Annotated in this window: 22 protein-coding genes and 3 pseudogenes; 11 read left to right on the forward strand and 14 right to left on the reverse strand. The window is 69.9% G+C overall.

Translation table 11 applies throughout. The annotated features are described in order from the left end of the window. The first annotated feature begins 1,023 nt into the window (after nucleotides 1–1,023). From ABEA93_RS40435 to ABEA93_RS40455, 5 genes and pseudogenes are all read left to right on the forward strand, one after another. On the forward strand, nucleotides 1,024–2,097 hold the full coding sequence (locus ABEA93_RS40435; protein WP_345681002.1) for a fatty acid desaturase family protein: 1,074 nt from the start codon (nucleotides 1,024–1,026) through the stop codon (nucleotides 2,095–2,097). Between the two features lie 198 nt (nucleotides 2,098–2,295). After that, nucleotides 2,296–2,511 (forward strand): annotated as a pseudogene (locus tag ABEA93_RS40440) (SCO5918 family protein); the annotation flags it as partial. A 164-nt stretch (nucleotides 2,512–2,675) separates the two neighbouring features. Then, a pseudogene (locus ABEA93_RS40445) lies at nucleotides 2,676–2,750 on the forward strand (cold-shock protein); the annotation flags it as partial. A 359-nt stretch (nucleotides 2,751–3,109) separates the two neighbouring features. Beyond that, on the forward strand, nucleotides 3,110–4,615 hold the full coding sequence (locus tag ABEA93_RS40450) for a DEAD/DEAH box helicase (RefSeq protein ID WP_345681004.1): 1,506 nt from the start codon (nucleotides 3,110–3,112) through the stop codon (nucleotides 4,613–4,615). Between the two features lie 693 nt (nucleotides 4,616–5,308). Next, nucleotides 5,309–6,058: an SDR family NAD(P)-dependent oxidoreductase gene (locus ABEA93_RS40455; protein WP_345681005.1), complete on the forward strand. Its 750-nt coding sequence runs from the start codon at nucleotides 5,309–5,311 to the stop codon at nucleotides 6,056–6,058. Between the two features lie 100 nt (nucleotides 6,059–6,158). Here the strand turns inward: ABEA93_RS40455 and ABEA93_RS40460 are convergent, their stop codons facing one another. The 4 genes from ABEA93_RS40460 to ABEA93_RS40475 all read right to left on the reverse strand — a co-directional run bounded on the left by ABEA93_RS40460 (nucleotide 6,159) and on the right by ABEA93_RS40475 (nucleotide 8,941). Next, nucleotides 6,159–6,569: a hypothetical protein gene (locus ABEA93_RS40460; RefSeq protein ID WP_345681006.1), complete on the reverse strand. Its 411-nt coding sequence runs from the start codon at nucleotides 6,567–6,569 to the stop codon at nucleotides 6,159–6,161. A 228-nt stretch (nucleotides 6,570–6,797) separates the two neighbouring features. After that, a complete protein-coding gene (gene istB / locus ABEA93_RS40465; protein ID WP_345681007.1) occupies nucleotides 6,798–7,607 on the reverse strand; it encodes an IS21-like element helper ATPase IstB in 810 nt (269 codons plus the stop codon). Next, nucleotides 7,604–8,563: a Mu transposase domain-containing protein gene (locus tag ABEA93_RS40470; RefSeq protein ID WP_345681008.1), complete on the reverse strand. Its 960-nt coding sequence runs from the start codon at nucleotides 8,561–8,563 to the stop codon at nucleotides 7,604–7,606. Before ABEA93_RS40470 ends, istB begins: the two co-directional genes overlap by 4 nt. A 15-nt stretch (nucleotides 8,564–8,578) precedes the next feature. After that, nucleotides 8,579–8,941, reverse strand: a complete 363-nt coding sequence (locus tag ABEA93_RS40475; protein WP_425585265.1) for a terminase gpP N-terminus-related DNA-binding protein — start codon at nucleotides 8,939–8,941, stop codon at nucleotides 8,579–8,581. 252 nt (nucleotides 8,942–9,193) lie between these two features. Between ABEA93_RS40475 and ABEA93_RS40480 the strand changes: the two genes are divergently transcribed. Further along, the gene (locus ABEA93_RS40480) at nucleotides 9,194–10,792 is read left to right on the forward strand and encodes an ISL3 family transposase (RefSeq protein ID WP_345681011.1); all 1,599 of its coding nucleotides are present in this window, start codon (nucleotides 9,194–9,196) and stop codon (nucleotides 10,790–10,792) included. A gap of 167 nt (nucleotides 10,793–10,959) precedes the next feature. Beyond that, nucleotides 10,960–11,406 carry a hypothetical protein gene (locus ABEA93_RS40485; RefSeq protein WP_345681012.1) on the forward strand — a complete coding sequence of 149 codons (447 nt, stop codon included), beginning with the start codon at nucleotides 10,960–10,962 and terminating at the stop codon, nucleotides 11,404–11,406. Between the two features lie 155 nt (nucleotides 11,407–11,561). Here the strand turns inward: ABEA93_RS40485 and ABEA93_RS40490 are convergent, their stop codons facing one another. Beyond that, nucleotides 11,562–11,843, reverse strand: coding sequence for a DUF3349 domain-containing protein (locus ABEA93_RS40490; protein ID WP_345681013.1), 282 nt, complete (start codon nucleotides 11,841–11,843; stop codon nucleotides 11,562–11,564). Nucleotides 11,844–12,135: 292 nt separating this feature from the next. Between ABEA93_RS40490 and ABEA93_RS40495 the strand changes: the two genes are divergently transcribed. After that, a complete protein-coding gene (locus ABEA93_RS40495) occupies nucleotides 12,136–13,431 on the forward strand; it encodes an FAD-dependent monooxygenase (RefSeq protein ID WP_345681014.1) in 1,296 nt (431 codons plus the stop codon). A gap of 658 nt (nucleotides 13,432–14,089) precedes the next feature. Here the strand turns inward: ABEA93_RS40495 and ABEA93_RS40500 are convergent. The 5 genes from ABEA93_RS40500 to ABEA93_RS40520 form a co-directional block, all read right to left on the reverse strand. Beyond that, a complete protein-coding gene (locus tag ABEA93_RS40500; RefSeq protein ID WP_345681015.1) occupies nucleotides 14,090–15,649 on the reverse strand; it encodes an alkaline phosphatase family protein in 1,560 nt (519 codons plus the stop codon). Between the two features lie 574 nt (nucleotides 15,650–16,223). Beyond that, the gene (locus tag ABEA93_RS40505; protein WP_345681016.1) at nucleotides 16,224–18,473 is read right to left on the reverse strand and encodes an ABC transporter ATP-binding protein; all 2,250 of its coding nucleotides are present in this window, start codon (nucleotides 18,471–18,473) and stop codon (nucleotides 16,224–16,226) included. Between the two features lie 199 nt (nucleotides 18,474–18,672). Continuing rightward, nucleotides 18,673–19,653 carry a condensation domain-containing protein gene (locus ABEA93_RS40510; protein WP_345681017.1) on the reverse strand — a complete coding sequence of 327 codons (981 nt, stop codon included), beginning with the start codon at nucleotides 19,651–19,653 and terminating at the stop codon, nucleotides 18,673–18,675. A gap of 704 nt (nucleotides 19,654–20,357) precedes the next feature. Then, complete coding sequence (locus ABEA93_RS40515) at nucleotides 20,358–21,434, reverse strand: redoxin domain-containing protein (RefSeq protein WP_345681018.1); 1,077 nt, start codon at nucleotides 21,432–21,434, stop codon at nucleotides 20,358–20,360. 47 nt (nucleotides 21,435–21,481) lie between these two features. Next, nucleotides 21,482–21,823, reverse strand: coding sequence for a hypothetical protein (locus tag ABEA93_RS40520; protein WP_345681019.1), 342 nt, complete (start codon nucleotides 21,821–21,823; stop codon nucleotides 21,482–21,484). 274 nt (nucleotides 21,824–22,097) lie between these two features. Here ABEA93_RS40520 and ABEA93_RS40525 point away from each other — a divergent pair, with 274 nt between their 5' ends. Further along, nucleotides 22,098–22,412, forward strand: a complete 315-nt coding sequence (locus ABEA93_RS40525; protein ID WP_345681020.1) for a hypothetical protein — start codon at nucleotides 22,098–22,100, stop codon at nucleotides 22,410–22,412. 124 nt (nucleotides 22,413–22,536) lie between these two features. Here the strand turns inward: ABEA93_RS40525 and ABEA93_RS40530 are convergent, their stop codons facing one another. Further along, a complete protein-coding gene (locus ABEA93_RS40530) occupies nucleotides 22,537–23,514 on the reverse strand; it encodes an alpha/beta hydrolase family protein (RefSeq protein WP_345681021.1) in 978 nt (325 codons plus the stop codon). A gap of 56 nt (nucleotides 23,515–23,570) precedes the next feature. Between ABEA93_RS40530 and ABEA93_RS40535 the strand changes: the two genes are divergently transcribed. Beyond that, on the forward strand, nucleotides 23,571–24,206 hold the full coding sequence (locus tag ABEA93_RS40535; protein ID WP_345681022.1) for a helix-turn-helix domain-containing protein: 636 nt from the start codon (nucleotides 23,571–23,573) through the stop codon (nucleotides 24,204–24,206). A 72-nt stretch (nucleotides 24,207–24,278) separates the two neighbouring features. Here ABEA93_RS40535 and ABEA93_RS40540 read toward each other — a convergent pair whose 3' ends face one another. The 3 genes and pseudogenes from ABEA93_RS40540 to ABEA93_RS40550 form a co-directional block, all read right to left on the reverse strand. Then, the gene (locus ABEA93_RS40540; protein ID WP_345681023.1) at nucleotides 24,279–24,779 is read right to left on the reverse strand and encodes an FAD-dependent monooxygenase; all 501 of its coding nucleotides are present in this window, start codon (nucleotides 24,777–24,779) and stop codon (nucleotides 24,279–24,281) included. 68 nt (nucleotides 24,780–24,847) lie between these two features. After that, nucleotides 24,848–24,985: pseudogene (locus tag ABEA93_RS40545) on the reverse strand (FAD-dependent monooxygenase); the annotation flags it as partial. A gap of 293 nt (nucleotides 24,986–25,278) precedes the next feature. Further along, the gene (locus ABEA93_RS40550; protein ID WP_345681024.1) at nucleotides 25,279–25,452 is read right to left on the reverse strand and encodes a hypothetical protein; all 174 of its coding nucleotides are present in this window, start codon (nucleotides 25,450–25,452) and stop codon (nucleotides 25,279–25,281) included. Between the two features lie 275 nt (nucleotides 25,453–25,727). Between ABEA93_RS40550 and ABEA93_RS40555 the strand changes: the two genes are divergently transcribed. Then, nucleotides 25,728–26,096, forward strand: a complete 369-nt coding sequence (locus ABEA93_RS40555; protein ID WP_345681025.1) for a hypothetical protein — start codon at nucleotides 25,728–25,730, stop codon at nucleotides 26,094–26,096. Nucleotides 26,097–26,257: the final 161 nt, after the last annotated feature.

Genomic DNA, 26,257 nt, shown 5'->3' on the forward strand with positions numbered 1-26,257 from the left:
GCGCGATGAACTCCCACTCATCGTCCGTCAGTTGCGCTCGTGTCACACAACACGGTCTACCAGATCAGACCCTGCCGCGATGGCCACTCCCGCAAACTGATCACAACCAGATACGCGCCCTAGTCCGTCGTACACGGACCGCGTCCGAATCAGGGACGTCATCGGCGTCGACGTGCCGTTCACCGCGGGGCCGGTCAAGGCCGCAGCCGTGTGCTGTGGGCCTGCGGACCAGCGGCACGGTCCGGACGCCGAACACGGCACTGCCGGAACGTCGTTGCCGCTGCTCTGCTGACCGCCCGCGGCACCGCGCGGCGGCCCTGCACCGGTCTCGGAGCCGTTCACCGGAGCTACCGCGAGTCGATCGTCGGGGACGCCGATGTGCAGGCGGCTTCCGCGGACGCGCCTTGGCCGACGAGTTCACGGCCCCTTGCGCGCCGCGCGGGCATCGTGCTCCGTCACAGCCCGGTGCATCTTCTGCTTTTGCCGTGGACACGGCTAGGCTGCACGCGAGGGACTTCGTTGGCGCTCCGAGTTGACGTCACCTCCGAACTGCGGCGCCTCCTGACGAGGCACCGCGGAGGGGTGACCAAGGTGCCGGAATCCGGCCGCTCAGTTTCCCAGTGTCGGCAAAGCGCAGCCCTCGACACGACAGTGAACGCGCCTGCAGACCCCGCCTGGATGCGTGGTCATGGCACCCGTTGCCCGGGGTCACGCACCCGCCCCCTGCCGACCGCCTGTCGCGGCAACCACGCGTGGTGACCGCCGCCGTCCTGGGCGTCGCCCCAAGGCGGCGAATCCCACCGTCCGCCTGATTCGAACTCTCCGGCCCGGACCGCGCCACCGATCCTCGTTCTCTTCGTCGCATCAACCGAGCCGTCCTGCCGGTGCGAGCGGCTTGGCCTCGTGGCGCCGGGCACCGGCTTTCTCGCCGGCCGGCCATGACCGGTCCGGCCGCGCGCACCCCGCTCGCCGCCCCGGACGAACCCGCTCCACGCGAGGCACAGCCCTTCTCGAAAGGCATACATGACCGACATACTGCTCGACGCGCGACGCAGGCCGGCAGACGGTTCCGGGGCGGATTTCGCCGGTCTTTCCAAGCGCGTTGCCGCGATGGGGCTCATGGACCGCCGCCTCGGCTACTACATCGTGCGGATCGGGTTGGTGACGGCCTTCTACGCCGGCTGTTGGACGGCGCTCGTCCTGGTGGGGCCGAGCTGGTGGGCTCTGGCGGTCGCGACGCTCTTGGGCGTGGCGTTCGGGCAGGCGGCTTTGGTCGCCCACGACGTCGCCCATCGCCAAGTCTTCCGCGGCCGTGCCGCCGCCGACGCCGTCGGCCGCATCGCGGGGGCCGCTGTCGGCATGGGGTACGCGTGGTGGCAGGACAAGCACACACGCCATCACGCCCATCCCAACCACGCCGAACTCGATCCCGACGTCGCACCCGACCTGCTGCTCTGGTCGGCGGACCAAGCCCGCACGGCCCGCGGTCTGCCCCGCCTGCTGGGTCGCGTGCAGGCGTTCGTGTTCTTCCCGCTGCTGATGCTGGAAGGCCTCAACGTCCACGTGGCCGGCTTCCGGGCTCTGGCCAACCCCACGCTGAAGAACCGCCGGCTGGAGGGCGCGTTGCTCGCCGGGCATCTCGCCGTCTATCTGGCGGCGTTGTTCCTGGTGCTCCCGCCCGGCATGGCCGTTGCGTTCCTCGCGGTGCACCAGGCGGTTTTCGGCGTCTACCTCGGCCTTGTGTTCGCCCCCAACCACAAGGGGATGCCGATGCGCAGCGGGGTGGACCACGTGGATTTCCTGCGCCGTCAGGTCCTGACCTCCCGCAACATCCGTGGCGGCCGACTCACCGACGTGGTCATGGGCGGGCTGAACTACCAGATCGAGCACCACCTCTTTCCACGGATGCCCAGCCCGAACCTGCGGAAGGTGCAGCCGATCGTCCGCGACTACTGCCACGACCACGGCGTCGCCTACCACGAGACCGGACTGATCGACTCCTATCGGCAGGCCTTGGTCAGCCTCCACCAAGCCGGAGCACCGATCCGCCGCCGTCCCGCGGCAAACGCCACGTCCGTGGCCGACGGCTCGCGATGACGTGCATTCCGCCGCTTGCCAGTTCGGGGCTTCCGCGGCTCGGTAGCGGCCGATCAGCGCGGCGGCCTCGGTTGTTCTCCGGTTTCCACCGGTGCCATCGCTCGTGCCATTGCCCACGTGAGGAGACCGACCATGCGCGCACAACCCCTGCGTCCTCCGGGATTTCCCAACGATCGACGCCCACCTTTGGGAGCCACCATGCGTGTCGTCATCGCCGGCTTTGCCTTCGATCTCAACCGGGACGAGGTGGAGAAGCTGATGGGCGGGGTCGAGCCGGAGCCGGCCGTCGGTGACCTCGTCACGATCGGCCGGTACGTCTATCCGGTCAAGCAAGTCGGCGAAGTGATCAGCGGCCAGGACCGACGCGACTTCTCGGCCCGCGAGGTCACGCGTGCCCTCGATCGCCTCGGTTTCCCGGTGCAGACGACCCAGTAGTCCGTCAGGCCGCACTGGGTCGGTGCCGGGCAGCCGGCCTCTGCACCTCTCGGATGGTTCCGTCGTCCGTCGGCCCCCCGATACGGTGCTCGGAGTCCGCCGGATTGTCGAGGGGACCGCAGAGATCCGGAACAAGGCCATAGGAAGGCCAGAAGGTGACGTTCGACGTCACCCAGGGCCAGAAGGGCCCCCAGGCGGAGAACATCGTTCCCGCCTGACACGGCCTGCGCTGCGCGGCCGGTACGCGACCTCGGGTGCGCCTACCGGCCCGCCGGGTCGGTCACAGCCTTGGTTTCGCCGACGGCCGCGGTTTGGCCGCCACATTCCTCCCTGGTCGACACCGACCCGGGCCGCATCCTCCGTGCCCCGCCGAGCCGAATCGGCGGGTAGTCGGATCATTCCGAACGGATGCCTGCATTCTGGTGCTTTCGTACGAGCGCTCGATCCGTTTCGTGCACGGATTTCCCCGGCCCGGCGGGAGCTTCCCGCCGGCGCCTTTCGGCTCGATCACGTGATTCCCGGCATTCTTGCGATGCCGGTCGAATTCCCTGGTGCGCGCCGCTTCAAGGAGGTCATCATGACCCGCAAAGCACGCTCCAAGACCAAAGAATCCCGCGTCCGTTCCGGCGTATCGGACGGAGCGGCCCCGGGCCGCGCCACGCGGGGCCGGAACGCTGCCGCAACGCCGCGCGGTGGCAGCAAGCGCGTGCCTCGCGGCGCCCGCGCCCGTCCGTCATCAGCCCGCGCGCGGGAGTTCGCGCTGCCCGCGACCTCGGCGCCCGCGCTGCCTGCGGTCCGTGCGTTTGCCGACCTCGCCATGCCGGCGCCGCTACTGGCTGCGCTCAAGGTGAACGGGCTCACCGTCCCGTTCCCCATCCAGGGAGCGACGCTGCCGAACTCGCTGGCCGGCCGCGACGTTCTCGGCCGCGGGCGTACCGGCTCCGGCAAAACCCTCGCGTTCGGTCTGGCCCTGCTCGCCCGCATCGCCGACCGGCGCGCCGAGCCCAGGCAGCCGTCGGCCGTCGTCCTGGTGCCTACCCGGGAACTCGCGCAGCAGGTGAGCGATGCGCTTGCCCCGTACGCGCGCTCGCTCCGGCTTCGGCTGGCCACCGTCGTCGGCGGCCTGCCGATAGGCCGCCAGACCCGCACCCTGCGCGACGGCGTCGATGTCGTCATCGCGACACCGGGGCGGCTGAACGACCTTGTCGAGCGCGGCGATTGCCGTCTGGACCAGGTGGCGGTGACCGTCCTGGACGAAGCCGACCAGATGACGGACATGGGCTTCATGCCGCAGGTCACCAGACTGCTCGACCATGTGCCGGGCGGCGGTCAGCGCATGCTGTTCTCCGCGACCCTGGACCGCAATGTCGACCTGCTGGTCCGCCGCTACCTGCACGACCCGGTGGTCCACTCCGTCGACCCCCCGGCGGGCGCTGTCACCACGATGCAGCACCACATCCTGCATGTCCGCGACGCCGACAAGCATGCCGCCACGACGCAGATCGCGGCCCGCGACGGACGCGTGATCATGTTCCTGGACACCAAGCACGCCGTCGACAAGCTCACCCGGCATCTGCTGCAGAGCGGGGTACGCGCGGCCGCGCTGCACGGCGGCAAGTCCCAACCGCAACGCACCCGCACCCTCGACAACTTCAAGTCGGGCCACGTGTCGGTGTTGGTGGCGACCAACGTCGCGGCCCGCGGGATCCACGTCGACAACCTCGACCTCGTCGTCAACGTCGACCCGCCCACCGACCCCAAGGACTACCTGCACCGCGGCGGCCGGACCGCTCGCGCGGGCGAGTCCGGGACGGTCGTGACCCTGGTCCTGCCCGCTCAACGGCGCGACATCACCCGCTTGATGGCCGACGCGGGTATCACCCCGAGGACCGCGCAGGTGCGCTCGGGCGACCCCGAACTGGCCCGCATCACCGGCGCCAGAACCCCCTCGGGCGTCCCGGTCACCATCGGCGCTCCGCCCGCCGAGCGCAATTCCCCAGCCCCCCGTCGCCCCCGCGGCAGCAGCGCCGCACGTCGTTCGTCGGCAACGGCTGTGCCGGGTACGAGGCGCCGCGCCGCATAGCCTGCCCGCTTCCTGCGCCCAATGTCCCCGGGCGGCGTCTTCAAGGACTGGAGGACTTGCGCTGCTGCGGCTTGGGTGCGCGCCCTGGTCTGGGGTGGATGGAGACCGGGGCGCGCGTCTCGGGGGAGAGCGGCTGCGCGGGAGCCTCGGCGCGAACGGCGCACACACCTGTCGACCCGGATTCGCCCGGCCTATGCCGGCCTCACCCTGTGCTCAGCTTCTTCCGTGACTTCCGGCTACGGTGCCGGAGGAATTCCGCCGGGTGTACTCACGACCCGTAGCGGTCACGCCTTGCCACCTATCGCCATGAATCCATGGATGCCTGCAGGCAAGCCTTGTTGGTCAGTTGGAAATCGATCGGGAGGCGGCTGAGGTCACGGCCGGCGGTGCCGGAGGAGGGCTCGGATGTCCCCAGTGGCGCGGTTCTGGAGGATCAGGCCGACTTGGCTCACGTTTTCGCTGATGCCGCGGTTGTGCCGGCAGCCTGCGACTTGAGCCACGCTGCGCCTGCCCTCCCCATCCGCGTCCAGGCACCAATCGGGCTGATGAGAACCCGTGAAATTCGCCAGTCCGGCTCTCGTTCCTCAGATGGTTGATTGCTCAAGGAAGTGGGGATGGTGAGCGGTCGGCTCGCTGGAGCTCCTCAGCGTGGTGGGATGGGGTGTGGCTGTCGGCCGGTGATTCGGGGTGCGGGTGAAGCAGACCGTGGTGGTGACGGGTTCGTCGACCGGGATTGGTAGGGCGGTCGCGCTGCGGCTGGCGAGGGGGCGTCATGTTGTGGTGAATGCGCGGTTGGGTGCGGACGACGGCCGTCGGGTGGTGGAGGACATCGTCGCGGCTGGCGGTTCGGCGGATTTCGTGCAGGCCGACGTGTCGACCGAGCAGGGGGTGGCCGACTTGTTCGCCGCGGCTGCGTCGGTGGCGGCCGGGCCGATCACTGCGTTGGTCAACAACGCTGGCGTGGCCCGTTCCGTGCCGTTCGGGGAGTGGTCGTCGGCGCATTGGCAGGAGATGCTGCAGGCGAACTTGGTGGGGTGTGCGTTGGCATCCCAGGCGTTCGTCGGCCAGCTCGGAGGCGGCGAGGGGGCGATCGTGAACGTCGCTTCGGTGCGGGGTGTCGAGCGTTTCGGGCGGATCGGGATCGCGGCGTATTCGGCGGCGAAGGCCGGGTTGATCAACCTGACTGCGGCGATGGCGCGCGAGCTCGCCCCCGGTGTGCGGGTGAATGCCGTCAGCCCGGGGTTCACCGACACGCGTATCTTCCGCGACCCAGCCAGCGAGGAGGACCGCCGTCGGATCGACCGGTGGCGTGACCATGTCCCGCTGGGGCGGTTCCTTGCGCCCGAGGAGATCGCCGACGCCGTCGCCTATCTGCTCGACGCCACCGCGGTCACCGGCGCCAACTTGGTCGTGGACGGCGGTTGGTCCCAGAGCGACGGCTAACGGCACGGCGGCGGCGTTCCGGCCCATGGAACGACGGGCCTCGGGCAGGGGTTGCGGGCCCGTCCGCAGGACGGGCCCTCCGGATGTGTTGGGCCAGGGGTCAGTTGGTGCGGCGGATCGCGACGACGTCGGGGATGCGGCCTCGGGTGCTGGGGCGGGCGGCTTCGGGGGTGGCCAGGAGAGCGACGATGGTGATCGGCTGATCGCAGTGGGGGCAGTTGCGGGTCGCGGCCGGTTCGAGCGGGTCGCGTTCGCCTGCCCCGGTCCGGGCGAGGGGCCGAGGGGCTGGTTCGACGGGTCGGGTCGATGCGAGGTCGACGGTGGCGGGGCGGGGGATGCGCGGGCCGGTGCCCAGGCGTTTCGCTCGGTCCTCGTTGCGGGCGCGTTCGCGGGCGTTCTCGGCGTCGCGCCGACAGACCGGGGTGCAGTAGACCTGCCGCGAACTGCTAGGCGCCTGGAAGGTATTGCCGCATCCGCGGCAGGTGCGGTCCTCAGCCGTGGACGGATCCATGCGGGCCGCGGTGCGGCACTCGGACGTGCAGAACGCGCGGCGTTTGTGCCGCGGAGCCTCGAACGGGCCGCCGCAGTGCCGGCAGATGCGGACGACGGGCGGCTTCGCGGCCGCCGCCTCGTCACGGCAGTCCGACGAGCAGAAGACCTGGTGGCTGGAGGGGCGGGCGACGGTGAATCCAACTCCGCAGGCCGGGCAGGTCCGCTCGACCGGTTCGGTCGCGGGAGTTCAGGAGACACGGGCGTTGACCCCCTTGCGCAGGTTGTCGGCCTGGGTCTGATGGCCGCGGAGCCGGTAGGACGGCCCGTCGATCCCGACGACCGCCGCGCGGTGCAGCAGCCGGTCGAGCATCGCGGCCGCGACGGTCGCGTCGCCGAACGCCCCGGCCCAGTCGGCGATGCCGACGTTGGTCGTCAGGATCGTGCTCGACTTGAGGTAGCGCTGGTTGATCACCTGGAACAGCGCCGAGGCGCCGTCCTCGGGCAACGGCAGGTAGCCGAGCTCGTCGACGATCAAAAGCTTCGGGCCGGCGAAGAACCGCATGCAGGTCTTCCAGCGGCCCTCGATCGCGGCCTTGCGGCACTTGTTCGCCAGCTCGACCGCGGTGGTGAAGTAGACCCGGTGCCCGGCGTCGACCGCGGCCCGCCCGAGCGCGACCGACAGCATCGTCTTGCCGACCCCGGGCGGCCCGACGAACAGCACGTTGCTCGCGTCGTCGAGGAACCGCAGCGTCGCCAGGTCCCGGATCAGCTTCTCGTCGACACCGGGCTGGGCGGCGAAGTCGAAGTCGGACAACATCCACGGCTCCGGCAGGCAGGCGAACCGCTCCCGCGCCGCCCGGCGGCGCGACTCGGTCGCCTCGACCTCGACCTCCAGCAGCCGCTCCAGTGCGGCGGTGATCGACATGCGCTCGTGGCGGGCCTGGTCCAGGACCCGGTTCAGTGCCTCCGCGGCGTCGTTGAGCTTGAGGTAGGACAGATGGCCGCGCAGTTGCTGGAAGCGCCGGGCCTCGCTCATCTGCATAGGTGGCGTCGTCACTCCTGGGTCCCCTCCTGTGGTTCCGGTGCCCGCCGCAGCCGGTCGGCAACAGCGGCGTAGTGGGTCAGGTCGACCACCACGCGCTCGGCGGTCGACCCGCCCGCGCGCTCGGTCCGCAACCTGTCGGCCTCCGCCTCGGCAGCGTCCGACAGCGGTCGGCGGACCTTGGTCTTGCAGGGCGCCCGGTCCGAGAACGCGGCCAGCGCGGCCTGTTCGAGCGCGACCACGTGCCCGGCGTCGCGGACGGTCTGGCCGGACCCGCGCGGGGCGATGCGGTGCCGGGCGATCACCGCGCGTCCGGCCGTGGCGATGTCGAGGTGGTCCGCGCCCAGGCGGTGGCGGACGTGGACGCGCAGGCCCACCAGTCCGGGCGGGACCGAGTAGAAGTTCCCGGCGAACGGCACCAGCGCCTGCGCGGTGACCGTCCGCGACGTGTCCACCTCGGCCGGGTAAGGCAGTCGGGGAAGCTCCAACAGCACTTCAGCATCGGCGAGTTCGCCGACCGTGGTCGCGGCGCCGTCGACCTGCCGGCGGCGGGCGTCCATCCGCTTGGCGAGCTTGTCGACCCCGGACTGGGCCTGCTCGACCGACAGCCCGTCCGGGAGCGTCCGCCACCAGCGTTGCGCCGCGGAATGGTTCGCCTTCTCCACCACGCCCTTGCGGTTGCCGCGCCGCGGCGGGCAGATGTCGACACCCGTGCCGTAGTACTTCGCAACGGCGGCGAACGTCCTGGTCAACTGCCCGCTGGACGGGTAGCAGACCGTCGCCATCCGGTCGAACCGCCACCGCCTCGCCGTCCCGCCGAGCTTGCGCAGCACCTCGTCCAGGGCCTCGACCAGGTGCGGGAGGTCCTCCGACTCGGCCAGCACCCCGCGCCAGCGGCTCGAATGCGCGAGCGCCCCGACCAGCAGATGCGCGTGCGAACCGACACCCCACGACTCGGGCGGATCCGGCAACTCCAGCCAGTCGAACTACACTTCACTGCCGGGCGGATGCGCGATCACCGCCGAGGCGCGGCCCCGCGTCGCGTGACACGGCGCGCAGTGCGGCCGCACCTCGTGCCGCCGCAACGCGCGGGTGAACGTCGAATACGCGCCCTCGTAGCCGAGTGCGGCCACCTCGTCGAACAGCACCCGCGCCCACAGGTGCGGGTCGTCCAGCAGCCGCTGCCGGCAATACGGCAGGAACGGCACCAGCGCATCCGCCGCCGGACGCCGCTCGCCCGGCGTGCGCTCTCCGTTCAGGTAGGCGCGAATCGTCTTGCGGTCACGCCCGAGGTGGCGGGCGATCGCCGAGATCGACCAGCCCTGCCGACGCAGCGCGTGCGCATCCACGTCTTCCTCCTGCGTGAGCATCCGGGCCCCCGAAAGGCCAAACTCGCTTCACACACAGGCATAGCCACCCAAACAGCCCAGCATCCCGACACGCCCGAGAACACCACACGAAGGGTGGGGAGATCACCCGAGCAGGTTTGGCCCAACCCAGAGCAGGGGGTGGGGAGATTCAAGGCTGTGGCCTCAATTTCGTGACGATCACTTTCGATCATCGGTGTGGGTAGGGCGCGCTGACTGTTCAGCGTGCTGTTCGTGGGGGACGAACCGTGGTTCTGGGACCTGGAGTGGCCGGACGTCGAGGGCTTGGCAGTCGACGCGGTCGAGATCGTCGACGAGGTGGTCTGTGTTGATGTCCGGAGTCGGAAGCTCCTTACGCTCTGCCCGGACTGCGGGGCCGACGCGTCACGACCGCACAGCACGTACCGGCGACGGCTGGCGGACCGGCCGATCGGCGGCCGCCGGGTGGTGCTGCGCCTTCGGGTACGACGGTTCTTCTGCGACAACGGCGCGTGCAAGCGACGCACGATCGCCGAGCAGATCGAGCACCTGACCGCGCCGTACCGGCGTCGCACCCAGGCGGTGTCACGACTCGTGCAGGCCATCGGCCTCGCGGTCGGCGGCCGAGCCGGGGCCAAGCTGGCCGCCTACCTGCCCGTCCGGGCGAGCCGCAGTCAGATCCTGCGGGAGGTCCGCTCGCTCCCCGATCCGTCGTTCGACGGCGTACGGGTGCTGGGCATCGATGAGTTCGCGTTCCGTAAAGGGCACACCTACGGCACCGTGCTCATCGACATGGAGACCCGCCGACCGATAGACCTGCTGCCTGACCGTGCCGCGGACACGGTGGCCGCGTGGCTCGCGAAACACCCCGAAGTCGAAGTCGTATGCCGGGACCGCAGCAGCGCGTTCAGCCAGGCCGTCAACCGCGTCGCCCCTGACACGGTGCAGGTTGCCGACCGCTGGCATCTGCTCCACAGCCTCACCCGGGCGGTCGAACGCACCGCCCATGCCCATCGTCCATGCCTGCGCAAAGACTTCGACGCGGCATCGCCCGAGAGGCTGCTTGCCCTCATCGAGCCGGCACCGCCACCCGACGACCCGCCGGACAGCCAGATCATTGCCCGTGTCCGGCAGTGGCACAAGGACGTGAACGACCGGCGCGATCGAGGCGAGAACCTCAGCGCCATCAGCCGGGCACTTCGCCTCGACCGCAAGACCGTCCGCCGCTACGCGACCTGCGATCTCGACGACCTGGTCGCCTCGGCGCGCGACCGCAGACCGGAGATAATCGCCCGGTTCAAGCCCTACATCCAGCAGCGATTCCGCACCGGCGGGACCAACGCGGCACAGCTCTACCGCGAGATCCGCGAGCAGGGCTATCGCGGCAGCAGGATCACGGTTCGCACGTACGTCGCGACACTGCGGGCGGGGACAGCGGTCGACGAGCCCCGCGCGGTCCCAAGCCCGCGAAGGATCGCAGCGTGGATCATGCGTCGTCCCGAGGTGCTGAGCAGCGGCGAACGCGCCGAACTCGACCGCGTCCTCGACACCTGTCCAGACCTCGCCGCAACTGCCGATCTCGCCCGAGCCTTCACCGGCATCGTCCGAGAAAGACGCGGCTGTGAACTCGCCGCCTGGACGACGCGAGCCCTCGCTGACGGGCCCAAGCCACTCCAGGGATTCGCCGCCTTCCTCCACAACGACTGGGATGCCGTCGTCAACGGCCTGACCCTGCAATGGAGTTCCGGCGCGGTTGAAGGCCAGGTCACCCGCATCAAGCTGATCAAGCGCAGGTCCTACGGACGCGCGTCGTTCGCCCTGCTGCGGACCTTCGTCCTCGCGCAACCCCCGTAACCGCGAAGCGGCAACGATCCCGGCCCTGCAACGCCTCGAACAGCGAGCCCCATCCGCCCAGCTGATCCACTCTCAAGCTAGAGACGAACGGTCCCGCCCACAGCCCGTATGAGTAAGCTCATTTTGAGCGAATGCTCAAAACGCACTGTGTCGGAAGAAGGGTCCTCATGGCTACTCTGGCCTCGGTGTTCGCGCGGCCGCTGAACCGGACTGCCGTGCTCTGCGCGCGCATTGCCTTCGGCTTGGCGGCACTGCCTCTCCTGGTCATTCTCGCGGCCTTCCACGTCCTCGCTGGGCTGACCTGGCTGCAGGTCGCCGGCCCAGGAGCTATCGCCTTCACACTCCTCGTGTGGCCGCTCTTCACCCGCACCAACCAAGGGCTGATAGCCGCAGAACTGGTATCGGGAACCATCCTCGGGTCTGCGATCATGGCTCTTGCGGGCTGGGTCGGAGTTCTGGTGTTTGTCCCATTCCTGCCCGCCATCTGCGCGTCCCTGATCTCGATGACGGCCGCCTCTGGTGAACTGATCCGCGAGGCCCCGGACATCCCCGGGCTCCAGCGTGATCAGATAGAGACGCAGGGTGGAACTTCGCGCCCTCGTCTCATCAGCTGATTCGCCGCGTCGCGTTGATGTGGGCATAGGGATTGTCTCGGCAGTCCCGCGCATTGGTGCGGCGGGTGGTGCAGGTCCGCGGCGGATATGCGCTGGATCCGGCACGGCCGGGTCGCCCATGGGCGCTGCAGTTGGGGACCGGGTACGGATAGCCTTCATTCGTCATCGTCAGGATCCCAGCCATGTCGGGTCAACCGAGCCTCCACCCGGACCACGTCAGGATCGGTCAGCTCCAGCTCAGCCGCGAAACCGACATCGTTGTAGACCTTCATCGTGGCGTAACCGGTCAGCTCGGCGACAACGTCATTGAGGTTTCTGAGTGACATGCCTTCTGTCAGGACCCGCACTACGGGCAGGTAGTCGCTCGTCGGAAGCCCCTCGGGATAGGCCGTCCGCAAGATTGACAGTGTTCGCTCCAAGTACGGCGGAACGCTCATGACAGTCGACCCCCACCCGTGTCCTGCTTGATCACCGGAGGAGCCAAGCACGCCGACATACTCCGAGGAAGCCCCATCGTCACGAAATAGAAGCCACAGCCAGATTCAAATATCCCCATCACGGGCTTCCCCTTGCTGCCGGCCGACGGTTCCCGCGCGCCCCAAGTGCCCCACAGCCGTGACCGATGAGTTTCGTGGGGATCCGCGGTCGATACAGCTGGATACACCGACAGCTGTGGGCCTGTGCCGGGAACGAACGGTCCAGCGCGGAGGGAAGCATATGGAGGCAGCAATGAGCGTCGAAGACTCCGTCCAGGGGCACGCGATCCGGACCGGCGGGCAGGGGGTGCGGCCGAGCGGTCCCAGGGTGTTGGTGGCGGGGGCGAGCGTCGCGGGACCCGCGTTGGCCCACTGGCTGCGCCGGCGTGGTGCCGAGGTGACCGTGGTGGAGCGGGCTCCCGGACTGCGTCCCGGCGGGCAGGCGGTGGACGCGCGCGGGGTCGCGCGGGAGGTGATCGAGCGCATGGGGTTGACCGCGGAGGTACGCGCGGCCTGCACCGACACCGCCGGCGCGCACACCGTGGACGCGGACGGGCGGGTCCTGGAGACCTTCCGTGCCGACGACGACGGCGGCGACGGGTTCATCGCGGACATCGAGATCCTGCGCGGGGATCTGTCTCAGGTGCTCTACGACGACACCCGCGACGGTGTCGAGTACGTCTTCGGCGACCGAATCGCCGGCCTCGCCCAGGATGCGGACGGGGTCGATGTGGTCTTCGCGGGCGGCGAGCGGCGGCGCTTCGACCTGGTGGTCGGGGCGGACGGGCTGCACTCGGAATTGCGGGCGATGGTCTTCGGTCCGCACGAGCGGTTTCTCCGCCATCTCGGGCACGTGCTTGCGTTCTACAGCACGCCCAACGAGTACCAGCTGGACCGCTGGCTGCTGGAGTACCAGGACCAGGAGTCCGGACGCTCCGCCCTCCTGCGGCCGATCCAGGACGCCACCCGGGCGATGGCCATGTTCTATTTCGCCTCGGCCGACTTCGACGTCGACCACCGTGACATCGTGGCCCAAAAGGCCCTGCTGCGGGAGCGGATGGCGGGCATGGGTTGGTCGACCCCGGACATCCTCGCGCACCTGGACGACACCCCGGATTTCTACCTCGACCAGGCCGCCCAGGTGGTGATGGACCGCTGGTCGAGCGGACGGGTGGGGTTGCTCGGGGACGCGGCGTTCAGTTCGTCGCCGATGTCCGGGCAGGGCACCGGGATGGCGCTGGTCGGTGCCTACGTGCTGGCCGGAGAGCTTGCCGCTGCCGGATGGGACCCCGACGCGGGGTTCGCCCGCTACGAGGCGCGGATGCGCTCGTTCGTCGAGGCCAACCAGGAGATCGGCCGGTTGAACGCCCGCAGCCGCGACGTTCCCGGGCCGGACGCCGAGCCGGGCCCCGACTTCGCCGGCGAATGGTTCATGGAACTGGTCGGACGCGCGATCAACGGCGTCGAACTGCCCGACTACGCGGAGGTGCTGGACTCCGCGGCCCCGACCGGAACGGCGATCACCTCGCCGGCCACGGCCAAGCCGTAGGTCTCACCTGACCTGCGACAGGGGACCACGCTTTGGTGATGACCGCGGTGGGCTGTTCGGGCCGGGGCGTTGGTCATGCGGGGGTGCTCCCGTTTCGGTCGGCGAGGGTGCGGGCGATGACGCCGTCTTCCATGGCGTCTGTGGTGGCGAGGGCGGCGCGAACGACGACGGCGAAACCGCCCACTGGGCGACCTGGGGCAAGCCCGGTGTCGGCGGCGAAGCAGTGGGAAGGCCGTCCGCGCGGCGATGCCGAAGGGGAGCTTCGACCGGTGCGAGGACATCCACGAACGTCAGCGCAAGGCCCACCCTCAGCCGCGCCTGCCCCGTCGGGTCCGTACCCGACAGGGCAGGACGCGTCAGCCGGCTAGCCGTGAGTCGGCGGCGGGCGCACGGTCATGCCCCCGACTCACACGCGATCGCGAGCTGGAACTTCGGAACTGCCGTGTTCCACGCGCGTCCTGGAAAGCAGCCGTCCGAGTCCCTGCCGGGCTTCCGAGTGCAGCGCCCAGCCGACGGTCGGCCGACATCCCGGCAGCTCCACCCCCAAGCCGCCACCGGCCAGGGGACGCCGCGTTCAGGGGCTGAGAGGCTGCCCCCTGCCACGTGCTGCCGGCCTCGCAGCTCGTGGCGATCGTGCCCGTCGGTTTGGCGGTGGTGGTCAGTGGCCGTTGCCGAGGTTGGGGAACATATGGCCGAACATGGCGTGGATCATGGCTATGCCTTCGCTCCCCGTGAGGGTGGCGTCAGGGGCGATGTCGGGCACGGTTTGACCCAGTTCGCGGCCCAGGCCGAGGAAGGCGAAGAACAGGGCTCTGGGCAGGCCGCGCAGCGGCAAGTCGGGCGGGACCATGGGCTCGGTGAACTCGGGGAACGGTCGCGGGTGGACGTCGGGCCAGTCCTCCGGGTCGCGTGGGGTGTCCAGCGACAGGACCGGGCGCAGGTCGGGGGCCGCGGCTTCCCGCGCGGAGAACGGCTCGCCGAGCGACCAGTGTTCGCGCATGGTGCGGAGGACCGATGTGCTGCGGTGGAGGTCGGTCACCACCGCGTGCTCCGGGACCCAGGCGGAGATCGCGATGGCGGGGATGCGGATGCCGGAGCGGTCGAAGCGGAATCCGTACTGCCCGGCGGGTGCCGCGGGGTCGGGTGGTGGGCCCGGCGGCGGTGGGACGTGGTCGTAGGTGCCGCCGGCTTCGTCGAAGGTGACTACGAACAGGGTGTTGTAGGCGTTCGACCCGGTGGGCGAAGCAGACATGCGGACAGCTTCGTAGAGGCGGGCGAGCAGTGCCTCCCCGCCGATCAGCGAGGATGGCGTGTCGAACGTGAGCCCGGGGAACAGCGCGCCCTCGGGCGGGTGCATGTCGTTGTGGCCGTACACCAAAGCGGGTTCGATGAAGGCGTAGTTCGGAAGTGTCCCGTTTGCGGCGTCCTCGAAGAACCTGTCGGTGGAGTGGAAATTGGCGAACCGGTCGCGCAGCCGGGCGGCGTGGATGATCCCGGTGAACGGCATGCGGGCCGGTGGGCTGCAGTACACGCGCCACGTCAGTCCGTGCGCCTCCAGTCGGTCGAAGATGGTCTCCGCCGTGTTGTGCACCGGGAAGGAGTCGGCCGGGGACATGTTGACGACGTAGCCCGATGCGGTGCCGGCGTGGAAGAAGGACCGGTTGGTGAAGGTCTGGGACGGCACTTCGCAGAACCAGTGGTCGAAGGTGGCGAACCCACGGGCGAGAGCCGACAGCACCGGCATCTGGGCGGGGGTGTAGCCGGTCATGATCTGCGCGTACTGGTCGTATGACGGTTGGCGGCCCGTCTCCGCGGTGACGGCGCTGATGTAGTCGGCGACGAAGCCGTCCATGGTCGGAACAAGGCCTGCCTCGGCCGGAGCGTTGTAGGGCGGTGTCATCTGCTCGGCTGGCACGCCCCGGTTGTCCGGGGGGTCGACGATGCCGAACAGCTGGGTGTTGAGGTGCTGGTACTCCTCGCCGGGGTCGGGGTCGGGGGTGTCCATGTCGGGCGCGACACCGTACGGCACGCGGCCGCGGCCCCCGCCGTCTTCGGCCCACGGCGGGATCGGATTGCCCAGGGCATTCCCGAGCGCACCTTCGAAGCTCGGCACCTCGCCCGGTTCGTACAACCGCCCCAGCAGGTTGTCGAACGACCGGTTCTCGAACAGAACCGCGACGACGTGGTCCAGCGCATGGCTGCGATCGGGGCGGGTCATTTCTGCGATCTCCTCGCATCGGGACACCCGTGTCGGCGCACCGGTCGGACCTCACCCGCCGCGCGCTTCCCCAACACAACAGCGAGCGGGCGGCTCGGGCCGCACGGTCGCCGCGACGGCACGCCTGCCAGGTGTACCTCTCGGACAGCTGCGGATCTGCCGCAAGCGGCGCCCGTCATTCGACGGCGTCGACTACCTCCCAGCACACACCTACTCCGCCGGTGGCCGCAAACGGGGCGACTCGCCCCGGCCGCAGAGCCGACCAGGAGCTTCCCGGTTCCCGCCGGCGAATCTCGCGCTGGAGGTCGGCGACGGTAAACGGAGTGCCTCAACCGGCCGCAGCACCGGTGGGGTGTGCGGCCAGGGGGCGCCGTCGGCGCCGTGCGGAGGAGACCGGCGGCTCCGGGCGTCCCACACGGACCCGCGATGGGGCCGGTCGGTGCCCCGCCCCGCGATCAATTGCCAAAAGCAACCAGCTTGGTGCCTGCTGTTACCGCGGCGGGCGTTGCTGGAACATCCACGTGGCGACGGTCCTTTCGTGGGGTCGATGTCCAGGCGGCGGAGCCGGACGTTGTCAGGCAGACACCTGTTGACCGGCCTGCAGCGTCCACAGGTTGGTGTAGGTGCCGCCGAGTGCCAAGAGTTCTTCGTGTGTCCCATGTTCGGTGACCAGGCCGGAATCCCCCAGGACGTAGATGCGGTCGGCGCCTCGGACCGTGGCCAGCCGGTGCGCGATGACGATCATGGTGCGGTTGCTCCCGAAGACCTGCAGGGCGCGCTGGATGGAGGCCTCGGTCTCGTTGTCGACGGCGGAGGTGGCTTCGTCGAGGATGACGATCGGGGGGTCGCGCAGGATGGTGCGGGCCAGGGCGATGCGCTGTTTCTGCCCGCCGGACAACGCGGCACCACGTTCACCGACCAAGGTGTCGTAACCGGCGGGCAGATCGGCGATGAAGGAGTGCGCCCCGGCGGTGTGGGCCGCGGCGATGAGTTGCGCGTCCGTGGCGTGGAAAGTCCCGTAGCGAATGTTCTCCGCGATCGTGCTGTCGAACAGGAACGGCTCCTGAGTGACATACCCGATGGCGTGGCGCAGGTCGGACAAGCCGAGATCGCGCACGTCGACGCCGTCGAGCAACACCTGGCCCTGATCGGCATGCCGGAAGCGCATCAGGAGCTTGGCGATGGTGGACTTGCCCGCGCCGGTGGGGCCGACGATGCCCGTGGTTCGCCCGGCGGCGATGGCCAGGGAGGTGCTGCGGAGCGTGGCCTGCCGCCCGGGATAGGCGAAGGTCACCTTTCGTAGTTCGATCTCCCCCTTGACCCGCTGGGTGGGCAGGTGGGGGAGGTCGGCACCGGATTCGACCGGCAAGTCGTTCAGAGCCTGCACCCGGCCCAGGGCGGCGAGGGTGCGTTGGTACTGGTCGGTGATGGTGCCCAATCGGGTCAACTTGCCCAGGGCGTTGCCCGGCATTTCGATCAACGGCCCGAACGCCTCGGCGGGCAGCCCGCCGCCGAGCACGGCTCGGCCGCCGAGCAGCAGGGTGCCGACGAGCGCCGAGCATGCGGACAGCCGCAGGATCTGGGTCTGGGCCGCCGCGCTGCGGTCGGTGGAGCGGTTCGCGTCGCGATACTCCCGGCTGAGCTCGGAGACACGCGTGGTCTCGTGCGTCTCGGTGCACGTGACCTTGATGGTGGTGTGGGCCTGAAGGTTGTCGGCCATGCGGTTGTGCAACCGCCACCGGTGCTTCCCGGAAGCGACGTGATCGGCGACCGCGCGCTCGTGGGAGCGGAAAGAGAGCCAAGCGACCAGCGGCACCGGCGCGAAGGCGACCCAGGCGAGTTGCGGGGCGAGCAGCAGGTACACCGGGACGAGAACCGCAAGGCTGGTGGCCAATTGGACGACGTCGTGCAGGTTCGTTCCGACGAAGCTCCCCAACTGGCTGATGTCCTCGGTGAGCACCGTGTTGACCCGACTGGTGCGTTCATTCTCCAAGTCGACCGGCGCAAGACGTTGCACGTGTGCGTAGGTGCGGATGCGCCAGTCGTCCTCGATCGTCTGCCCGAGCCGACGCCAGGCGACGTCGGCGCCGTAGCCCAACGCGGCCATCGTGAGGCAAGCCAGCGCGGCGGCGCCGACCAGGACCGGTAGCTGGGTCGCGACACCCGCTACGCCCAGCCGTGCCAGGAACGCGCTCTCGCCCCTGGCCAGCACGAGAACGATCGACGGGACCAGGGCGTACAACGTGATTTCCGCCAGTTGGGCGAACACGGACAGAGCCGTCGCCGCGCCGAGTTGTCGCCGGTGCCGCCCGACGATGCGCCGCAGCGGACGGCGCCACATGGCCACTTCCCTCGACCCCGGTTGCTCGCGATCGGCTTGTCGCCGCCACGCCTTCCGCACCACAACCGCCGTTGCCGCGGCGGCCAGACCAAGGCTGATCAGAGGTTGGCCGAGCACGGTCAGGGCGAACTTGCCACAGGCCGTGATCGCGACCGCCGCCGCACCACCGCCAAGCAGAACCGCAGACCACTTGCCGAGTCGGGCCGGGCCCGGCCGTCCGCCCGAACCACCGAGTGGAACCCGGCCGTCGCCGGCTCCGGCACCCTGCCGAGGTCTGATGTCCGGGTGGTTCACCGCATCGACCGGCGCGGCGGTGTGCTCGGCGTCTGTACACGCCAGGCTCCGGGTGACGGCGTCGCGCACGAGACCGGCGATGAACCGGGAGGGGGTGTTGGGGGCGTGCAGGACCAGCACGCTGCCGGTCACGGGATTTACGCGCGCTTCGACGATGCTGACGTCCTCGTTGAGGAACCTTTCCACCACATGCGCGAGGGCTGGTCTGCGACAGAGAATCGGGACCTCCCAGCGCTGCCTTCCGGGGATGACCGACCGGGCCCGCAGCGTCGGCGGCGTGCGCGGCGATCGGGCTTCAGGAGCGTCGGCGCGCGGGGGTGCAAGCAAGGGCATGGCAGCGATCACCGGTTTCCGATCGGGCTTCGCGCAAGGCGGCGACTACCTGTTTTCATTGCGGATTCACCGAAAGCGCCCGAACCGCGTCAGGCTGCGTGTCGCCTGGGGCGTCGCTCGTGGTCAGCTCGCTCAGCGGCTTGTCGGGGGACTCGACGGCGGCTTTCAGCAGCCGTACCCAGCGCGTGGCGAGATCGCCGACTGTCCGTTCGTCGAAGAGATCGGTGCGGAACTGGATCACGCCGTCCAGGCCGGCCAGGCTGCCGTCCGCGTGCTCGCGCTCCGTCAGGCTGATACCGAAGTCCACTTTGGCTGTTCCCGTCGGCGCGACGACTTCGCGCACGCGCATACCGGGCAGGTCGAAATCGTATTCCGGAGTGTTCTGCAGAATGAGCCTGACCTGGGTGAGGCAGCGGGGGGTGGGCTTGAGAGCCTTCGCCAGGTGGCCGAAGGGCACTTCCTGATGGGCGTACGCGGCGAGGGCAGTTTCGCGGACGCGTTCCAGGAGTTGGGCGAAGCTCGGGTCGGCCGAAGTATCGGTGCGCAACACCACGACGTTGATGAAGCAGCCCACGAGATCGTCGAGGGCCTGGTCCGTACGTCCTGCGACGGGGCTGGTGATGCAGATGTCGGTGCCCGCGCCGCGTTCGGTCAGCAGGGCGGCGAGGCCGGCGTTGAGCACCATGAACAGACTTGCCCCGGCGCGACTGGCCAGGTCCGCCAGTGCCGCGTGCAGTCGCGCGTCGATCCAAAGGGCCAAGTCGGAGCCCTGGTGGGAATCGGTTGCCGGACGGGGACGGTCGTAGGGCAGCACCAGCTCGTCGGGCAGATCGATCAGCCTGTCGGTCCAATGGACAAGTTGGCGGCCGGGCGATCCGGACGGCGATGCCGTGTTCGCGCAGCCGGGAGCGGTTCTCGACGAAGTGGTAGGCCTTGTCGGCGCGGAGCTTGGCGGGCCGCGTTCGGTGCGGTCCGCGGCGGGACCGCACGCTCGCCCAGCCGGGCCGGGCGAGCTCGCCGAAGAACGTGGGCGCACGACGCTCTACCGCTGCCTGGCGACGCTTTCCAGTGCGCTCGGCGACGCCGTGCGGCAGCATCGGCTCCCTTCCAACCCGGCCCGTCCGCCGGTCATTCGCCGCCCTTCCACTCCGGAGAGGATCGTGTGGACTGCGGACGAGGCGGCGGAGTTCCCGGAGTACGCCCGACCAAGACCCGCTCATCGCCGACCTGGGCGAGGTGCTCCTCGATCCCACAGCAGTTCTCCGTGGGCTGGAATGTCCTCCTTGATCTTTTCGAGGACGGACATCATCACGTCGAGGAGGTCTCCGCTGTTGCGCACGATGCCGCATCGACGCCCGGGAGCGGCTGCGGTTCGACAGCGCCTTCGTCGGCGACGACTGACAAGGCACCGACTCCTGGTGCGCATAAGAGCAGCGCTTCGCTCGCCTCGGGGTGAAGGTCGTCTGCTTCCCCTCCACCGCCGGCGTCTCCGGCACCCTGCCGTGCTTCAGCCTGGAGCACCTCGCCCCCGCCTGAGCGGCCATCCCTGGTCCTGCTCCTCGCACCGCGAGCCCGGCCGCGCGCCGGGACCTGGCGGGCCTCGGCGCGTGCAGCAGATCATGCAGAGGCCGGGACTGGTGCAGGCCCTCCGCTTCCGTCAGGGTGCGGCGTCCGGCTCGTCAGCGCAGCCAGGCTCTGTCCGGCAGCTCGTCGTGGCGCCCGACCTCACACGGGACCGGGTCAGTTCGTCGGTTCCGGGTCGCCGAGAGGGAGCGGGCGGGCCAGCGGTATGCCTGCCTCCTGAAGGGCCGCGGCCTTGATGAAGAACTCCTCGCCGAGCGGGTCGAGGTCGAGCAGCGGCATCAAGGCGCGCCACAGCGAGATGTGTTCGGGGAACTCCGCCGCGAGGCGTTCGTAGCGGCGGCGGGCTGTGTCCGGGTGGCCGTTGCGGGTCAGCCAGACCGCAAGCGCGGCCTCGGTGCGGGCCTGTTGCCCAGCCGCGTCGGGCCTGGGGGTGTGGGCGGCCACCTCGGCCGGGCTCAGGCCGCTGTCGCCGTCGACGACCCAGCGGCGCAGGGCGGCCATCGCCGGGCCGGAGGGCACGTCCGTGAAGACGGTGAAGGTGTCCGAGGGGTACTGCGTGTCGTTGGGACGCACCACCCGCCCCGCCTCGTCGACCCAGACCACCGTCGGCACGTTGGCCACCTGGTAGAGCGCGGCGACGCGCTGTTCGGTGTCGACGAGGACTGGGTGGGTCGGCTGCGCCTCCACGATCCACGGTCGCGCGTCCTCGACCCGGTGGTCGAGCGAGACGCTCAGCAACGTGAAGCCGTAGTCGGCGAGTTCCCGGTGGCGGGCCTCCCAGTGCGGCAGTTCCCAACGGCAACCGCACCACGACGCCCAGAAGTTGATCGCCACTTTGCGGCCGCGCAGGTCCGATAGCCGGTGCCGGTTCCCGTCGAGGTCGGGCAGCGCGAAGTCGGGTGCCTCGCCGTCGACGCCGATGCCCAGCCCGTCCGGTGTCGCCCCGAGGACGGCCACCCGGGCGCCCAGCTCGATCGCGTAGGGCCGCCCCAGGAGCGCGGCGAATCCGGCGAGGTCAACCAAGCCGTCGGCGCGTCGGGCGGGCGCGCCGGAGGTGTGCGGTACACAGACATCGCCCCGACACCAGCCGTACTCCTGCCACGTCCAGCCCAACGTGGCGTCGACCGCGTCCACGGTGAGCAGCGGGGAGCCGGTTGACTCGGCCTGCGGGTCGGTGTCCACGTGCGCAACGACTTGTGTCGCACGTCCGTCGTCGAGGATCGTCCAGTCCATCGGAACCCCTCCCTGACAGCCCGTCAGGACCGGGCCGGTGCTCTGTCTTACCGCCTGCGCGCCGCGGAAGCCAGGGGCGCGCGGCCAGGGCGCCTGGGCCACCGCGCGGCCGCGTCCACGATGCGGAAGGTCCTGCGCGCACGCGGGGTCTCGCCGCCCGGCCGACGCGACGACACCTGGCGCACGTTCCTTCGGGCGCAGGCCGAATCGTTCCTTGCGGTCGACTTCTTCCACGTCGACACCGTGACGCTCAAACGGCTTACGCGGCCTTCGTCATCGAACCAGGGACCCGGCGCGTGCGACTGCTCGGCGTCACCGCGCACCCGACCGGCGCCTGGGTCGTCCAGGTCGCCCGCGACCTTGCCGCCGACCTCGAGGACGTCGGCCACGGGTTCGCCTACCTGATCCGGGACCGGGACGCGAAGTTCACCGCCGCCTACGACGCCATATGCGCGTCGATCGGCATCGAGGTCGTGCCCACCGCACCGCAAGCGCCGCGCATGAACGCCTTCGCGGAACGCCGGTTACGGACACGCGCGCTGGCGCACCCCCGGCGGAACCGCCAGAGAGAGCCGGCGCACGAAAGGGCGCTGTTTCGTCGGTGCGGACCGGCGCCGAGCGGTCTGGGGGCCACCGCGGGCCCTTCGCTGAATCGTGATCGGAGTGCTCTCCGTCGGGGTGGGCCATGCCCTGGACGCGGACCTGAACGCCCTCGCCGCCGACACCGCCGCCCCGCCGCCGTGCCCGCTGCTGATGCGCTCGGACCTGGCGCCCAGCTGGCCGAGGATCATCATGACCGCGTTCGCCGACGACACGGTCGTCGAGCACGTGCGCCGCGCCGTCTACGGGCACGACGTGCTGCTGATGCTGTACCCGGAGGTGATCGACACCTTCACCCTGGCCGAGCCCCCTGCAAGGCCTGCACTTCCGCTTCAGCGACATCGGCACCCTCGCACTGCGTCCAATCGCGAGCCCTGACGTCGGCGTCGCCTTGGATGCCCTGGAATCGACCATGGCCTCACGCGGCCCCTGATCGCGGGCGACGAGTTGCGCCCATGGCAGGACCCGGTGTGCGGCAGGCCGAGGGTGGCCCGTGCTCGAGTCAGCGGGAGGGGACGCGGTGGATCCAGTCGGAGATGTCGCGGACCACGGCCGGGTCGACGTGTTGCGGGCGCAGGTAGTCGGCGGGGGTGGAGGCACCTGCGCCGGGGGCGAACATGTGATCGTCCGCCTCGTAGACGCGGAAGTCGACTCCGGGGCGGCGCAGACCCGATCGCCATCGGGTGAAGTCGTCGGCGACGGTGACCTGGTAGTCGCGGCCGCCTTGGAGCAGCAGCATCGGCTGGTGGAGTGCGGCGGCGGTTCCGACGGCGTCGAAGTCGCGCATCTCCAGCCAGTACGCGGCGGGAAGCCCGAAGGGGAGTTCCGAGGCCGGGGTCTGGGGCGTCAGGTCGGGGCCGTCGACGAGGGCGGCCTGCCGGGTGAACATCGCCACCACCGAGTCCGGGACCTGGTCGGGGATCACGGAGGCGAGATGGGAGAGGACGCGGACGGCGGCATGGTGCATCGGCTCCGCGTCGCCGGCCATGATCACCAGGCCGGCGACCGCGGGCTCCGTCGCGGCGACCTCCGGGGCGACCTTGCCGCCCATGCTGTGGCCGAGGATGAACACGCGCTCGGGGTCGACCTCCGGGCGGGCGGCCAGCACCTTCAGCGCATCGGCGGCATACGGCACGTATTCCCGCGTCATGGTCAGATCGTGTGAGGCCGCGAACTCCGGATGTACGAAGGTCGCTTTGTCGAAACGCAGCACCGCGATCCCCCGACTGGCCAGCCCCCACGCCAGGTCCTTGAGCGGCTTGTTCGGCCCGGCGGTTCCGTCACGGTCGAACGGTCCGCCACCGCCAAGCAGCACCACCCCTGGCACCGACGCGCAGCCCGTCGGAATGCTCATGGTGCCCGGCACGGAGAACGGGGCGGCACCGACGACCACGTCGTGTTCGGTGAAACCGGTCGGCTCGGCATAGGACGGCGGGGTCCAGTGGGTGCTCGCGGCCTCGGCCGGGGCGCGGTCAGACATCGGCACTACCTTTCTCAACTTCTGCGAAAGGTAGCACAGTGTGAGATCGTCGGGACATGCACGCTTTCGAGCTACTGGCGCACCCGGTGCGGCTGCGGGTAGTACACGCAATGCGCGGTGGACAGGAACTGACGACCAGTGACCTGTGCCGGCGCATCGCCGACGTTTCCAAAGCCACGGTCTACCGGCATGTCGACCTGCTCACCGCCGGCGGCGTCCTGGAGGTCGCCGACCAGCGGCGAGTGCGCGGCGCGGTCGAACGCCGCTACCGGCTGCGCCAGGACCGCGCCGTCATCGACGCCGACACGATCGCCGCGCTGTCCCTCGACGACCACCGGCGCAGTTTCGCGACGGCCCTCGCGGCTCTCGCCGCCGAGTACGACGCCTACCTCCGCCGCGACGGTGCCGACCCGGTGGCCGACCATGTGGGCTACCGCCAGCATGCCCTGTGGCTCAGTCCAGACGAACTGCGCGCGATGATCGACGGCATGCGCGAGGCGATCGTGCCGAACCTGGCCAACGAGCCGACGCCCGAACGCGCCCAGTACCTGATCAGTCCGATTCAATTCCCCATCGCGGCACCGCCGGCCACAGCTGAAACCGAACCCGCTGCCGCGAACGCCTGCACGTCCGAAGGGAAGCCTGGAAGCACCTCGAGCGGGCACCGGCAAGGACCCGCCGCAGGGCGGTAGAACGGAGTCGACACCGTTTCTGGGCAGGGGCGGTGAGGGGCCGCCCAAAGGAGCCGAATCGCGTCATCGTTGCTATGACTGTGCTGCCGACGGAATCGATAGTCCTCTCGTGTGCACTGGCGCTCCGGTTTGCCGGCGAGAACCTCTGGGACTACAGCCGCATCCACGGCGAACTTGCCACACGCGGCATCCGCGCAGCTTGACCGGCGACTCGCGGACCTGCTCGAACGTGACGTCGTCCCGGTCCACCACGCGGTCGTATTCCGACGTGATGACCCGGTGCCGGCCCGGCTCCAGCGCAAGCGCCGAGAAGTGGCCGTCGGCGCACCGCCGCAGGAAAATGAAGTCCTCAGGAAGATCCGGGAGTTCGACATCCGCCAACAGGGCGGTCATGGTTGCCCCCGCGCCGCGGAAGTCGATGCCCGCCAGCCGTCGTACCGTGCTGCGCCCACCCTCGCAGCCCACGAGGAACCGGGCGCGGAGGCTTTCCGGCGACGTGCCGGCCGTCCGCGGCCCGACCGTGACGCCGTCCCCGGCCTGGCCGAGTCCGTCGACCTCGGTCGACCACCGCACCAGCTCCTCGACGCCAGGAACCGATCCAGGATGCCGCGCTGGCCCAGGACCTCGAGGGTCCGCGAGTGGATCCCGCCGGCGCGCGACTCACCCGTCCGTGTCGGAAGGCGTTCCACCACGACCACGTCCGCGCCGCCCAGCCGCAACTCGCCCGCGAGCATCAGCCCGGTCGGCCCGGCCCCCGGGACCACCACATCCGTGTTCATGCCGCCAAGCCCCACGACGATGCCCCCAATTCCCCGCAGGTCCGCGCCCGCGAAATCCCCTCCACGTTCACGGGAGCGGGATCACGCGGTCAAGACGCCACAGCACTCCAGGGCCGACCGCGCAACTCGCCCATCACACCTGTCCCGTTGGCGGGACACCCTCGCATTGCTCATGGGCTTAGCCACACGCGACGGGCGGTTGGAAGGCTTGCGGGCGCGCATCGCCGCCGTCTACGCCTGCATCAACCAGCCAGTGTCGCCGACCGCGTCGACCTACACCTCCTGTCCGCGCTTCACTCGAACATCGGGCAGACCCGCGCAGTATGTTCGGGTTGCGCCGCGACTACCCGCAGGCGTAGGCCCCGGTTCAATGCTGCCGGCCGTAACTGCCCGGTGCGGCGCCTGGAGGCATCGGCGTGCTCGAGGAGCACCCGTTCGACGAACGTGACCTCGCGTTCGAGCGTCACCAGCTCATGGTTCTGGAGCGGCAGCTCGGTGGGTCGCGGGCGAAGTTCAGGCCGGACGACCGGGCGTTCCTCGCGGCCTTGCCGGTGCCGCTGCCGCGTCACGTCCTGCGCCGAGTGCGACTGTTGGTCCAGCCGGACACGATTCCGCGCCGGCACCGCGACCTCACGAAACACGGGCACGCGCGGACCTGCCGACCGAAGCGGCCGGGACGTTCACCCACTGTCGGCTCGATCCTGCGGCTGGTTTTCCTGCGGCTGGTCCGGGAGAACCCGACGTGGGGATACCGCACGGTGCACGGGGACTCGCCACGCTCGGCATCAAGATCGCGGCCGCCACAGTCTGGGAGATCCTCAAAGCCGAGGGCGTCGGGCCGACACCGGACCGCCGCGCCACCGTCTGGGCCGACTTCCTCCACTCCCAGGCCGACGCGCTCCTGGCATGCGACTTCATCGAGACCGTCACCCTGACCGGCCAACGCCAGTACATCCTCGCGGCCATCAAGCACACCTCCGGCCGCGTACGGGTCCTCGGCACGACGGCGCACCCCACCGCGCACGGGGTTGCCAAGGCCGCCGAAACCTCGTCGTGGACCTCGAGAACACAGGAGCCTGTGTCACGTGGGTCTGTACGGTTCTTGGTGTAACGGCTGGATCTGAGGAGGCCTCAGATGTCCGAATACCCGAGCGAGCAGGGTGGGTTACCGGTTCCGGTTGAGCCTACCGAGGTGTGGGCCGCGGACGAGTTGGACGCGCAGCTGGTGCGCCGGCTGACGGACCGGGCCCGCGCGGAGGGCCTCGCGCTGAC

This window comes from Yinghuangia aomiensis, from assembly GCF_039542225.1.
In the GTDB taxonomy this organism is placed as follows: domain Bacteria; phylum Actinomycetota; class Actinomycetes; order Streptomycetales; family Streptomycetaceae; genus Yinghuangia; species Yinghuangia aomiensis.